The organism is Pseudomonas sp. ABa2, assembly GCF_056676075.1.
The window spans coordinates 3,813,398-3,825,926 of sequence record NZ_CM155239.1 but is presented as its reverse complement, the minus strand read 5'-3'; the positions used below and the strand labels follow the sequence as shown (position 1 = coordinate 3,825,926).

General features: G+C 68.4%; 10 protein-coding genes. 8 read left to right on the top strand and 2 right to left on the bottom strand.

The features are described from left to right. The first annotated feature begins 50 nt into the window (after window positions 1–50). The 8 genes from AC1G9C_RS18635 to AC1G9C_RS18600 all read left to right on the top strand — a co-directional run bounded on the left by AC1G9C_RS18635 (window position 51) and on the right by AC1G9C_RS18600 (window position 8,360). Complete coding sequence (locus tag AC1G9C_RS18635; RefSeq protein WP_480408446.1) at window positions 51–1,202, top strand: MFS transporter; 1,152 nt, start codon at window positions 51–53, stop codon at window positions 1,200–1,202. A 74-nt stretch (window positions 1,203–1,276) separates the two neighbouring features. After that, complete coding sequence (locus tag AC1G9C_RS18630) at window positions 1,277–1,705, top strand: hypothetical protein (protein WP_021444565.1); 429 nt, start codon at window positions 1,277–1,279, stop codon at window positions 1,703–1,705. Between the two features lie 10 nt (window positions 1,706–1,715). Beyond that, window positions 1,716–2,048: a YnfA family protein gene (locus AC1G9C_RS18625; RefSeq protein WP_480408445.1), complete on the top strand. Its 333-nt coding sequence runs from the start codon at window positions 1,716–1,718 to the stop codon at window positions 2,046–2,048. 180 nt (window positions 2,049–2,228) lie between these two features. Further along, a complete protein-coding gene (locus AC1G9C_RS18620) occupies window positions 2,229–3,542 on the top strand; it encodes an OprO/OprP family phosphate-selective porin (RefSeq protein ID WP_021444563.1) in 1,314 nt (437 codons plus the stop codon). Window positions 3,543–3,698: 156 nt separating this feature from the next. Next, window positions 3,699–4,823, top strand: coding sequence for a GNAT family N-acetyltransferase (locus AC1G9C_RS18615; protein WP_480408444.1), 1,125 nt, complete (start codon window positions 3,699–3,701; stop codon window positions 4,821–4,823). Between the two features lie 463 nt (window positions 4,824–5,286). Then, window positions 5,287–6,771: a sodium/proline symporter PutP gene (putP, locus tag AC1G9C_RS18610; protein ID WP_480408443.1), complete on the top strand. Its 1,485-nt coding sequence runs from the start codon at window positions 5,287–5,289 to the stop codon at window positions 6,769–6,771. Window positions 6,772–6,939: 168 nt separating this feature from the next. Then, window positions 6,940–8,070 (top strand): redoxin domain-containing protein, encoded by a 1,131-nt coding sequence (locus tag AC1G9C_RS18605; RefSeq protein ID WP_480408442.1) that lies wholly within the window; start codon window positions 6,940–6,942, stop codon window positions 8,068–8,070. Between the two features lie 71 nt (window positions 8,071–8,141). Beyond that, window positions 8,142–8,360, top strand: coding sequence for a VF530 family protein (locus AC1G9C_RS18600; RefSeq protein ID WP_480408441.1), 219 nt, complete (start codon window positions 8,142–8,144; stop codon window positions 8,358–8,360). A gap of 89 nt (window positions 8,361–8,449) precedes the next feature. Here AC1G9C_RS18600 and AC1G9C_RS18595 read toward each other — a convergent pair whose 3' ends face one another. Both AC1G9C_RS18595 and AC1G9C_RS18590 read right to left on the bottom strand, forming a co-directional pair. Further along, entirely contained in the window at window positions 8,450–9,334 is an 885-nt protein-coding gene (locus tag AC1G9C_RS18595) for an alpha/beta hydrolase (protein ID WP_480408440.1), read from the bottom strand. A gap of 93 nt (window positions 9,335–9,427) precedes the next feature. After that, window positions 9,428–12,526 carry a transglycosylase domain-containing protein gene (locus AC1G9C_RS18590; RefSeq protein ID WP_480408439.1) on the bottom strand — a complete coding sequence of 1,033 codons (3,099 nt, stop codon included), beginning with the start codon at window positions 12,524–12,526 and terminating at the stop codon, window positions 9,428–9,430. Between the last annotated feature and the right edge of the window lie 3 nt (window positions 12,527–12,529).

Below are 12,529 nucleotides of genomic sequence, written 5' to 3'. Positions count from 1 at the left end.
GGGTAGGGTGGCCGATCCGGCCTGCCTGCCGTTCTGACCTTGGATAATCCGTGAAACCAGTCCCTCGGGCCCTGCTGCTGGTGGCCCTGGTGCTGGCGGCGATCAACCTGCGCCCCGGCATCACCTCCCTCGCCCCGCTGATCGAGCGGATCGCCGCCGAGCTGTCGCTGAGCCGCAGCTTCATCAGCCTGACCACCGCGCTGCCGGTGCTGTGCATGGGCCTGCTCGCCCCGCTGGCGCCGCGCCTGGCGCTGCGCTGGGGGCTGGAGCGCACCATCGTGCTGTGCATGGCGCTGATCGCCCTGGCCCTGCTGGCGCGTCTGGCGGCGCACCAGAGCGCGGTGCTGATCGCCAGCGCCATCGCCCTCGGCGCCGCCATCGCGGTGGCCGGGCCGCTGCTGTCGGGTTTCATCAAGCGCTATTTCGCCGGGCAGATGGGCCGTGTGGTGGGCTGGTATTCCCTCGGCATGGCCATCGGCGGCGCCGCCGGCGCGGTGCTCACCGCGCCGGCCACCGCGCTGTTCGGCGATGCCTGGCACCTCGGCCTGGCGGTCTGGGCGCTGCCGGCGCTGCTCGGCGTGCTGCTCTGGCTGTGCCTGCCCAACCAGCTCGGCGCCGGCGAAGCGCAGGAGGGCGGTCTGCCCTGGCGGCAGCCGCGCGCCTGGCTGATCAGCTGTTTCTTCGCCCTGCAGGCCGGGCTGTTCTATGCCCTGGCCACCTGGGTGGTGGCGCGCTACCACGAGGCCGGGCTGAGCCTGCTGCGCAGCAACTCGTTGCTCAGCCTCTCGATGCTGATGGGCCTGCCCAGCTCCTTCCTGCTGCCCTGGCTGGCGCAGCGCTTCGATGCCCGCTACTCGCTGCTGCTGGCCTGCGGCGCGTTGAGCAGCCTGTGCCTGGCGATGATCAGCTTTGCCCCGAGCGTGGTCCCCGAGCTCTGGGCGGTGCTGATCGGCTTCGGTCTCGGCGGCTCCTTCGCCCTGTCGCTGGTGCTGCCGCTGTACGAGGCCGGCTCGCCGCTGGCGGTCAGCCGCTGGACCGCGATGATGCTGTTCACCGGCTACGGCCTGGCCTGCATGACGCCGATTCTCACCGGCCTGGCGCGCGACCTGTCCGGCAGTTACCGTCTGCCGTTCGCCGCGCTCACCGGCCTGGCCCTGCTGATGACGCTGATCGCCTGGCTGCTCGGGCGCAGCCAGCGGTGAAGAATTCGCGCCAGTTCCTTTCTTGCCCGGCGGGGCTGTGTTAGAAGGCGGTCTGTTTTTCCTGGAGTGCCGGTGTGGAGTCCGAATCCATCGTCTATGGCTGCATCCGCGACTGGCCCTCGGATGACCCCGAGCTGCGTCGCCTGCGCCGCGAAACCAACCACGGCGTGCTGGCCGAACTGCCGGCCGGCGACCTCTGGCCCTTCCTCGGGCGCGAGATGTTCTCCTTCTGCGAGCAGCCCGGCGCCGGCCTGTACCAGACCCAGGTGATCCACTTCGGCGCCAGCTACGGCGCGGTGGAGTACGAGTGGAACCTGTGGATCGAGGCCTTCGAGGCGCTGCTCAAGCGCCTGTACTGGGCCAATGCGGTGGTGCACCTGGAAACCGAGCTCAATGGCGTGCACACCTTCCGCTGGGAATCCGACAGCGGCTTTCACAGCCCCCAGGAGGGCGCCCTGCGCGTGCGTTGCGCCTGGGAACGCGAAGGCATGCTGCGCGGCTGAGGAGGCGAACGTGCTCAACTACCTGTGGTTCCTGCTCGCCGCACTGCTGGAGATCGCCGGCTGCTACGCCTTCTGGATGTGGCTGCGGCTCGACCGCAGCGCCTGGTGGATAGTGCCCGGGCTGCTCAGCCTGGCGCTGTTCGCGCTGATCCTGACGCGGGTCGAGGCGGCGTTCGCCGGGCGTGCCTACGCCGCCTACGGCGGGGTCTATATAGTCGCTTCGCTGGCCTGGCTGGCGCTGGTCGAGAAGACCCGGCCGCTGGCCAGCGACTGGCTGGGCGCGGCGCTATGCCTGGCGGGCGCCGCCATCATCCTGTTCGGGCCGCGCTTCGCGCTGTCCTGAACCGCGGGCCAGAGCGCTGCACTGCTTATAGAGAATCGAAGTAAAAAATTTCCGCTGTCATGAAATCTTTATATATTGGCAACTGAGCTGAAATAACCCCTCGCCAAGATTCCCCCCAGCACGAACGAGCCCTGCGCTCGGGTGTTTTCAACACTAAAAGTCCAACAGGGGAATTTCTCGATGATCCGTAAGCACTTCGCCGGTTTCGCAGCCAGCGCCCTGGCCCTGGCCGTTTCCGCCCAGGCTTTCGCCGGCACCGTCACCACCGACGGCGCCGATATCGTGATCAAGACCAAAGGTGGCCTGGAAGTAGCGACTACCGACAAGGAGTTCAGCTTCAAGCTCGGCGGCCGCTTGCAGGCCGACTATGGCACTTTCGACGGTTTCTACACCCGCAACGGCAACAACGCCGACGCCGCCTACTTCCGTCGTGCCTTCCTGGAGCTCAGTGGCACCGTCTACAAGGACTGGAAGTATGTGCTGAGCTACGACCTCGCCCACAACGCCGGCAACAGCGACGACGGCTACTTCGACGAGGCGTCGATTGCTTACACCGGCTTCAACCCGGTCAACCTGCGCTTTGGTCGCTTCGATCCGGACTTCGGTCTGGAGAAGGCCACCAGCTCCAAGTGGATCACCGCCATCGAGCGTTCCGCCATCTATGAAATCGCCGACTGGGTCAACGGCCACGAGAACGGCATGGGCGTGCAGGCCAGCTCGGTTCTGGGCAACATGGCCTTCCTGTCCGGTGGCGTCAGCGCCAAGGACAGCAACGACACCGACGGCGAGAGCGTCAAACAGTTCAACGTGCGCGGCGTGTTCGCGCCGATGGCCGAGGCCGGCAATGTCCTGCACCTGGGTCTGAACTACGCCAACCGCGGTCTCGACGATGTCGCCGCAGACGGCCGTATCCGTCCGCGTCTGACCGTGCGGGGCGTGTCCACCAACGGCGGCAACGACGCCGGTACCAACGGCAACCGCGCCACCTTTGGCGGCTTCCAGGGCGTGGCTGGCGACTTCGACAACGACGCGGCCTGGGGTGCCGAACTGGCCTACGCCATGGGGCCGTTCTCGGCTCAGGCCGAATACCTGGCGCGCAAGCTGAAGGCTGACCGTGCCGGTATTGAAGACGTCGAAGCCAACGGTTACTACGCTCAGCTGGCCTACACCCTGACCGGCGAATCGCGCGGCTACAAGCTCGACGGCGCGAAGTTCGACAGCATCAAGCCGGAGAACAAGCAGCTCGGCGCCTGGGAAGTTTTCTACCGCTACGACAACATCAAGGTCGAAGACGACAACGTCACCGTGGCCACCGCCACCCGCGAAGTGGGCGACACCAAGGCCAAGCTGCACACCGTAGGCGTCAACTGGTACGTCAACGACGTGGTCAAGGTAGCCGCCAACTACGTCAAGGCCGAGACCGACAAGATCACCAACAACGTGGGTGACGACGACGGCGACGCTTTCGTGATGCGCATGCAGTACGCGTTCTGATTCAACGCCGACTCTGCTCCTGTTTGAGCCCCGCCTAATGGCGGGGCTTTTTTATTGCTCGCCACCCCTGGCGGCCATCCGGCGGGCCGGTGCCAGGCGAGGTTAAAAATGGCGCCCGGGCTTTTTTTCGCCCACGGCACAGGCCAGACTGCGCCCATGCCGATCATGACCCTGCACCGACTTGCCGACCTGGATCCAGCCAGCTGGGACGCGCTGCTGGCCGACGCCCAGCCCTTTCTGCGCCACGCCTTTCTCAGCGCCCTGGAAGACAGCGCCAGCGTCGGCGGGCGCAGCGGCTGGCAGCCGGCGCACCGGCTGTGGCTGGACCGGCACGGCGTGCTGCGCGCCGCCATGCCGGCCTACCTCAAGCAGCATTCCTACGGCGAGTACGTGTTCGATCACGCCTGGGCCGACGCCTGCCGCCGCGCCGGCATCGGCTATTACCCCAAGCTGCTCGGCGCGGTGCCCTTCTCCCCGGTCGGCGGCGCGCGCCTGCTCGGCGAGCCGCAGGCCGCCGGGCAACTGCTCGACGCCCTGGCCGTTGGCCTGCCCGAAGAGGGCCTGTCGAGCCTGCACATCAATTTCACCGCACCGGCCTGCGACGCCCTGCTGCAGGGCCGCGCCGGCTGGCTGGAACGCCTCGGCTGCCAGTTCCACTGGACGAACCGCGGCTACCGCGACTTCCAGGACTTTCTCGAGGCGCTGAGTTCGCGCAAGCGCAAGCAGCTGCGCAAGGAGCGCGAGCAGGTGGCGGGGCAGGGCATCGACTTCGACTGGCGCCAGGGCGGCGAGCTGAGCGAGGCGGACTGGGACTTCGTCTACCAGTGCTACGCCAACACCTACCAGGTGCGCGGCCAGGCGCCGTACTTGACGCGGGCCTTCTTCAGCCTGCTGGCCGAACGCATGCCCGACGCCATCCGCGTGGTGCTGGCGCGCCAGCGCTCGCGTCCGGTGGCCATGGCCTTCAGCCTGCTCGGCGGCGGCTCGCTCTACGGCCGCTACTGGGGCTGCCTGGCCGAGTTCGACCGGCTGCATTTCGAGACCTGCTTCTACCAGGGCATGCAGCTGGCCATCGACCAGGGCCTGGCCCGTTTCGATGCCGGCGCGCAGGGCGAGCACAAGCTGATTCGCGGTTTCGAGCCGGTGATCACCCGCTCCTGGCACTACCTCTGCCACCCCGGCCTGCGCGCCGCGGTGGCGGATTTCCTCGCCCAGGAACGCCCCGGCGTGCTGGCCTATGCCGAGGACGCGCGGCGCTACCTGCCCTATCGCCAGGGCTGAGGGCGGTGGCGCTGGCCGGCTCGAACGGCCGTTCGCCGGAAGTTCCCCGGGCTGGAGCTTTCTGTAAAAACTCCAGAGCTTTTTGCAAGAAGCCCGCGCCGCTCTGCCACTAAATTCCGCCCTTCACTTTTCGTCACGACCGTTTCCGGCCGCGCCCATTGGTCAGACCAGCGATGCTGAGCTAGACCGATAACAGCGGCCAGCACGGTGGTGGCGCGATTCGGTGGCCGCAGGCGTCAGCCAGGGAGGTCAGGGAGGGTGCCCAGGCACTTGCCGATGCAGTGACGATGCGGTGGAGATCCCACAGCGCCGGTTTCTGCCCTTGCCTGTGCCCGCCAATGCGCCGGTGCGACGAGTGACAGAGAGCGGAGCCCGGCACTCGCCACGAGCGGGTGCGTTTTGCCAATCAGGGCATGGGCGGTCGCCGATGCCCGATAACAACAAACGAGAGGGGAGCCCCCCAATGACAGCTAGTACTCCAATGCTCGTCACCTTCGTGGTGTACATCGCAGCCATGGTGCTGATCGGCCTGGTCGCCTATCTGCGCACCAAGAACCTTTCCGACTACATCCTCGGCGGCCGCAGCCTCGGCAGTTTCGTTACCGCGCTGTCCGCCGGTGCCTCCGACATGAGCGGCTGGCTGCTGATGGGCCTGCCGGGCGCCATCTTCATCGCCGGTATCTCGGAAAGCTGGATTGCCATCGGCCTGGTCATCGGTGCCTACCTCAACTGGCTGTTCGTCGCCGGCCGTCTGCGCGTGCAGACCGAGCACAACGGCAACGCCCTGACCCTGCCGGACTACTTCACCAACCGCTTCGAAGACAACAGCCGCATCCTGCGTATCTTCTCCGCCGTGGTGATCCTGGTGTTCTTCACCATCTACTGCGCCTCCGGCGTGGTCGCCGGTGCCCGTCTGTTCGAGAGCACCTTCGGCATGAGCTACGAGACCGCACTGTGGGCCGGCGCCGCCGCCACCATCGCCTACACCTTCATCGGCGGCTTCCTCGCGGTGAGCTGGACCGACACCGTGCAGGCCACGCTGATGATCTTCGCCCTGATCCTCACCCCGATCGTGGTGCTGATCGCCACCGGCGGCGCCGATGCGACCTTCGCCGCCATCGAGCTGAACGACGCCACCAACTTCGACATGCTCAAGGGCGCCACCTTCGTCGGCGTGATCTCGCTGATGGCCTGGGGCCTGGGTTACTTCGGCCAGCCGCACATCCTGGCGCGCTTCATGGCCGCCGAGTCGGTGAAGGCCATTCCGGCCGCGCGCCGCATCTCCATGACCTGGATGATCCTGACCCTGGCCGGTGCCGTGGCCGTCGGCTTCTTCGGTATCGCCTACTTCGCCGCCCACCCGGAACTGGCCGGCCCGGTCGCCGAGAACCCGGAGCGGGTGTTCATCGAGCTGTCCAAGCTGCTGTTCAACCCCTGGATCGCAGGCATCCTGCTGTCCGCCATCCTCGCTGCGGTGATGAGCACCCTGAGCTGCCAGCTGCTGGTGTGCTCCAGCGCCCTGACCGAGGACTTCTACAAGGCCTTCCTGCGCAAGAATGCCAGCCAGCTCGAGCTGGTCTGGGTCGGCCGCGCCATGGTGCTGCTGGTGGCGCTGATCGCCATCTGGCTGGCCGCCAACCCGGAAAACCGCGTCCTGGGCCTGGTGTCCTACGCCTGGGCCGGCTTCGGCGCCGCCTTCGGCCCGGTGGTGATCCTCTCCCTGGTGTGGAAAGGCATGACCCGTAACGGCGCCCTGGCCGGCATGCTGGTCGGTGCCACCACGGTAATCGTGTGGAAGAACTGGATCGGTCTGGGCCTGTACGAGATCATCCCGGGCTTCATCCTCGCCACCCTGGCGATCCTGATCTTCAGCCGCATCGGCAACGGCCCGAGCAAGGCGATGCTGCAGCGCTTCGACGAAGCGGAGAAGGAATACCAGTCGGTCTGATCCCCTGGCAGTGACGACACAGGCGGTGGTTGCCTCGGCAACCACCGCCTTTTTTATGCCTGCGCAACATGACGCCCGGCCATCGTTCCGGCCGCCGACTGGCTATGCTTAGGCCTGAGTTCCCTATGACAGGGGCCGCTTTCCTTCAGTCGCGCGGAGGGCGCGGGCATGGCCAACGGTTTACTCGGCGTCGGCGAGGCCGCGCCCTGGTTCGTCTGTCCCACGCAGAGCCGGCAGCGCTTCGTGTTCGACACGGTCGGCGGGCGCTACATCCTGCTGTGCTTCTTCGCCTCGGCCGCCGAGCCCGCCAGTCAGGCGCTGCTGGCCGGGCTGAACGAGCAGCGCCAGCGCTTCGACGACCTCAACCTGACCTTCTTCGGCGTCTCCGTGGATGCCGACGACGCGCGCCTGCAGCGCGTCGCCGAGTCGCTGCCGGGGGTGCGCTACTTCTGGGACTTCGACCGCCAGGTCAGCCGCCTGTACGGCGCCTGCCGCGAGGACGGCCGCTACCAGCGCGTCAGCTACGTGCTCGACCCCATGCTGCGGGTGCTGGCGGTGCTGCCCTTCGCCGGCGAGGTGGCGGCGCACCTGCAGGCGCTGACACAGGTGCTGGACAGCCTGCCGCAGATCGGCGCGCCCTGCCGCGCGGCGTTCCAGGCACCGGTGCTGGTGCTGCCGCGGATCTTCGAGCCGAGCCTGTGCCGCGAGCTGATGGACTACTACCGGGCGCGCGGCGGCGAGCCGTCCGGCTACATGCAGGAGATCGACGGCAAGACCGTGCAGGTGATCGGCCAGACGCACAAGAGTCGGCGCGACTGCCTGGTGGAGGACGAGACGTTGCGCGCGGCCTGTCGCCAGCGCATCCACCAGCGCCTGGTGCCGCAGATCGAGCGCGCCTTCCAGTTCAAGGTCTCACGCATGGAGCGCTACCTGATCGGCTGCTACGACGCCGAGGAAGAGGGGCACTTCCGCCCGCACCGCGACAACACCACCAAGGGCACGGCGCATCGCCGCTTCGCCGTCTCGCTGTTTCTCAACAGCGGCGAGTACGAGGGCGGCTGGTTGCGCTTTCCCGAGTTCGGCGCGGCGCTGTACAGCGCGCCGCCGGGCGGCGCCGTGGTGTTCGCCTGTTCGCTGCTGCACGAGGCGCTGCCGGTGACCCGCGGGCGGCGCTTCATGTTCCTGCCGTTTCTCTACGACGAGGCGGCCAAGCAGATCCGCGAGGCCAACCTGGGCTTTCTCGAGGAGGGTGTGCGCGCCGCCGACGCGCCGGGCGAGCAGCCGGCGGCGAGTGGTTAGCAGGCTTTCGCCGGCGGCCGCCTTTGGCTAAGGTGGCGGCCCCGATTCCCCGAACCCGCACAGGCTGCCCCATGACCGCGAAAGACCCGCTCCACGGCCTCACCCTGCAGGCCATCCTCAGCGCCCTGGTGGAGCGCCTGGGCTGGGACAGCCTGGCCCGGCACATCGATATCCGCTGCTTCAAGCACGAGCCGAGCCTCAAATCGAGCCTGGCCTTCCTGCGCAAGACGCCCTGGGCGCGGGCCAAGGTCGAGGCGCTCTACCTGCAGCAGTTCAAGGATCGGGCCTAGGCGCGCGCCACTCCCTGTCTCCGATCCGGATTGCGTCCGGGCGACGTGCTGGCGCTGTGCAAGAACAGCTGTGAATCCCAGGCCGCCGCCTAGTTCAAACCCAGCCCCAGCGCCTGCAGGGCCTGGCGGTAGCTGCTGCCGGCCATGCGCAGGCCGTTGTTGTGGTTGGCGCCATCGATCAGCAGCAGCTGCTTGGGCTCGCTCGCCGCGGCGTACAGCGCCTCGCTGAAGCGCGCGGGGATGAAACGGTCGTCGCGGCCGTGGGCGATCAGCACCGGCATCCCCACCTCGGCGATCTTGCTCAGCGAGTCGAACTCCTGCGACAGCAGCCAGTGCACCGGCAGGCGCGTGCGGGTCACCGCGGCGGCGACATCCGCCAGGTTGGTGAAGCTGGATTCGACGATCAGCCCGCCGGCCTGCGCCGTTGCGTCCGCCTCGGCCAGCTCGCGGGCCAGGTGGATCGCCACCGCGCCGCCGAGGGAATGGCCGTAGATCAGGCGTTTGGCCGGCTCCGGCTGCAGCCTGGTCAGATGCTGCCAGGCGATGCGCGCGTCCTGGTAGACGCTGCGCTCGGAGGGCAGCTGGCCGCGGCTCTGGCCGAAGCCGCGGTAGTCGACGGCCAGCACGGCAAAGCCCATGGCGTGCAGCTGCTCGATGCGAAACAGCTGGCCGGTGAGGTTCCAGCGCGAGCCGTGCAGGTACAGCAGGGTCGGCGCATCGGCGCGCGCGGCCGGCCACCACCAGGCGTGCAGGCTTTCCTCGGCCGTCAGCTGCGGCGACTGCAGCTGCACCTCCTCGATGCCGGCGGGCAGGCCGCTGAACCAGCGCGCGGTGCCCGGCTCGATGCGAAACACCAGCTCGCGCTCGGTCTGCTCCAGCTTGGCGCAGCCGATCGGCAGCAGTACCAGCAGGCAGGCCAGGACGAACAGGCTCAGGCGCCGGCGGCGCAGCAGGGCGATCCAGGATGGGGACATGGCGGCTCCAGGCAAAGGTCCTAGGCTAAACGGACTCTGCAGCCATGGACTGCTCGTTCGTCGCCCGGTTGCCTTCGCGCTGGTTACCGGGTGTTACCGCCAGCTGATCTGCGGCGCGCTCTGCGGCGCCTGGCACAGGGTGGCGCTGCCCGGCTCCAGGTAGGGCGCGAGGATCGGCGCCATGCCCTTGAGCACCTGCACCGGCAGCGCCGAGGTGAAGGTGAATTTCTCCGCCTCGCGGCCGGGGACGAAGGCGGTGAGGGTGCCGTAGTGGCGCGGGCCGAGGAAGAACACGAAGGTGGCGGTGCGGTTCATCGCCCGCGAGCTGAGCACCCGGCCACCGGCGCCGACGCTCTCGATGCGGTTGTCGCCGGTGCCGGTCTTGCCGCCGAGGGTCAGGCTGCGCCCGTCCTGCAGCAGGAAGCTGCCCTGCAGGCGCCGCGCGGTGCCGCCCTCGACCACCTGCGACAGCGCACCGCGCAGCGCCGCGGCGACTTCCGAGGACATCACCCGCTTGGCGCCGCGGGTATTGCGCTCGACGCGCGTCTCGTAGGGGGTAGCGGCGGCGAAGTGCAGTTCCTCGATGCGCAGCACCGGCTGGCGGATGCCGTCGTTCTGGATGATGCCCATCAGCTCGGCCAGCGCCGCCGGGCGGTCGCCGGAGCTGCCGATGGCGGTGGCCAGTGACGGCACCAGATGGGCGAAGGGATAGCCGAGGTTCTGCCAGCGCCGGTGGATGTCGGAGAAGGCCTCCACCTCCAGCATGATGCGGATACGGCTGTCGCGGGCGCTCTTGTGCCGGCTGCGGAACAGCCAGCCGTAGACCTCCTGGCGCTCGTCGACGCTGGCGGCGACGGCGTCGCCGAAGCCGGCCTGCGGGTTCTCGATGAGAAAGCCCAGCAGCCACAGCTCCAGCGGGTGCACCCGGGCGATGTAGCCCTGGTCCGGCAGGCTGTAGGCGCCGGGGCCGTAGTCCAGGTAGAGGCGGGCTATGCGCTGGTCGGTCAGTTTCTCCTGCGGCACCTGGGCACGCAGGAAGGCGGCGAAGGTGGCCTCGTCGGCCTGCGGCATCAGGTAGCGGTGCACCGCGGCCAGGCGGACCGAGGTCTGCCGCAGGCCGCTGAGGAAGGTTTCCAGGCGCTGCTGCTCCGCCTGGCCCTGGTACTTGCGCCAGAAGCGCAGGAGGAAGGTGCGCCCCTCGCGGTCGGCGAAGCTGCGCAGGTATTCCTCGCGGCGCGGGTCCTTGTCGTCCTTGAGCAGCTCGGCGCTGCTCTGGTAGGTGCTGTAGCGCACCAGGTCGCGCATCAGGCGGATGAACGGCAGGTTGATCGACTCGCGCAGGGACTCGCGCAGGGTCGGGATGCGGCCGTTGTCCTCGCGGCGGAAGTTGCCGAAGGTGTGCAGGCCGCCGCCGGTGAAGAAGCGTTCGTGCGGGCTGGCGGAGTATTTGCGCTCCAGCGCCGCGTCGAGTATGGCCGGCAGACTGGCGCCGGGGTTGCCGCGCAGGTAGTCGATCGCCCAGCGGCTGAGGTTGTCCTGTGGGGCTATGTCCAGCGCGCGCAGCTCCTCGACGCTCTTGCCGGCATGCCGCTGGTGCAGCTCGGCGATCATCTCCAGGTAGGTGGCCAGCACCCGCAGCTTGGCGGTGGAGCCCAGCTCCAGCTTGCTGCCCTCGTTGATGTCGAACGGCTGGTCGGTGCTGTCGGTCTGCACCCGCACCCGGCTGCCGGTGGCGGTGCGCTCGAACAGGGTGAAGCTGTAGCGCACCTCGGCGGTCTTTTCCGGCGACAGCAGGCGTTCGCCGAACAGGCCGATCTGCCCGGCGAATTCCGGCTCGGCCAGGCGCTGCAGGTAGGCGCTGGCCTGCTGCTGCAGGTCGCGCTGCAGGGTGCTGCGGGCGGCCAGGTCGAGGCGGTCGAGGTCGTACAGCGGCATGCCCAGCAGGTTGGACAGGCGCGAGCGGGCCACGCTGATGCCCTTGTCGCTCTCCACCGGACGCAGGTTGGGTTCCAGCTGCCAGTCACGGTAGCGCAGTTTCTGCGCCAGGGCGGCGTCGCGCAGGGCGCCGTCGATCAGCCCGCCGCCGGCCAGCAGGCGGATATGGCTGTCGGTCAGCGCCTCCATCTCCTTGCGGCCCTGGGCCAGGTAATAGGATGGGCGGCGCTGGGCGATCATCAGCGACAGCACCTGGCGCAGCGCCAGACCGCGCTCGGCCAGGCTGGCCTCGGGGGTACGGGCCGGGTCGAGCAGGGCGTTGCTGCGCTCGAAATCGGCGCCGTACCAGATGCGCAGGCCGTCGGCCAGGCCGTGCACCTCGCCGTGCCCCGGCGCGGCGGACAGCGGCACGCTGTTGAGGTAGTCGCGCACGATGTTCCGCCGCGCCTCCAGGGTCTGCGGGCCCTGCTGATAGGCGCGCACGCTGGCGGAAATCATCTGCCGCAGCTTTTCCCCGGCCGACAGGGTCAGGCCGTCGGGCGAGTGGCGGTATTTCTCCAGCTGGGTGGCCAGGGTGCTGCCGCCGGCGGACTGATCCTGCACGTCGAGCAGCTTGCCCAGCTGCGACAGCGCCGCCATGGCGAAGCGCGGCCAGTCCACCGCCGGGTTGGCCAGCGGCTGCTCGCTGTCGAGCAGGTGACGGTTCTCGATGAACAGCAGGCTGCCCACCACCAGCGGCGGGATGGCGGCGAAGTCGGCATAGCCCTGCTGTGGGTAGCGGAACTGGTAGAACGGCGTGCCGCGGCAGTCGGCGATGCTCAGGCCGCTCTGGCTCTTCTCGACGAACGGCGGGAAGAAGCCGCGGCGGCTATAGGCCATCAGCGCCGGGGAAAAACGCGCCTGCTCGCTGATCAGGAAGTCGCGCTGCTGCAGGCGCTCGAGCATCAGCGGCAGGTAGGCGTAGCCCTGGCGCTTGTCGAACGGCCCGTCGCTCGGGTAGACGATGGCCGGGCTCGGCCCGGGCTCGACGCGATAATTCAGGCTGGCGGCGTAGCGGCTCAATTCGCGGGCCTGGAAGTGCGCACTGCGCAACTCGAAGGCGAGCAGGGCGGCGGCGAGCAGCAACAGCAGCGGCACCAGCAGGTAGGGCAGCAGGCGCCAGCGCCGCGACGGCGGACCCGGCGTCGGTTCGGTCGCCGCGATAGCGTCCGACGCAAGGTCGCGCTGCTGAGGATCGGATTGCCATAATGCGCCCATAAT

Excerpts from the sequence above, each read along its gene's own strand:
- AC1G9C_RS18600 (WP_480408441.1), top strand. The coding sequence starts at position 8,142 with ATGACCGCGAAAGACCCGCTCCACGGCCTCACCCTGCAGGCCATCCTC.
- AC1G9C_RS18590 (WP_480408439.1), bottom strand. The coding sequence starts at position 12,526 with ATGGGCGCATTATGGCAATCCGATCCTCAGCAGCGCGACCTTGCGTCG.
- AC1G9C_RS18615 (WP_480408444.1), top strand. The coding sequence starts at position 3,699 with ATGCCGATCATGACCCTGCACCGACTTGCCGACCTGGATCCAGCCAGC.
- AC1G9C_RS18605 (WP_480408442.1), top strand. The coding sequence starts at position 6,940 with ATGGCCAACGGTTTACTCGGCGTCGGCGAGGCCGCGCCCTGGTTCGTC.
- AC1G9C_RS18595 (WP_480408440.1), bottom strand. The coding sequence starts at position 9,334 with ATGTCCCCATCCTGGATCGCCCTGCTGCGCCGCCGGCGCCTGAGCCTG.
- putP (WP_480408443.1), top strand. The coding sequence starts at position 5,287 with ATGACAGCTAGTACTCCAATGCTCGTCACCTTCGTGGTGTACATCGCA.
- AC1G9C_RS18620 (WP_021444563.1), top strand. The coding sequence starts at position 2,229 with ATGATCCGTAAGCACTTCGCCGGTTTCGCAGCCAGCGCCCTGGCCCTG.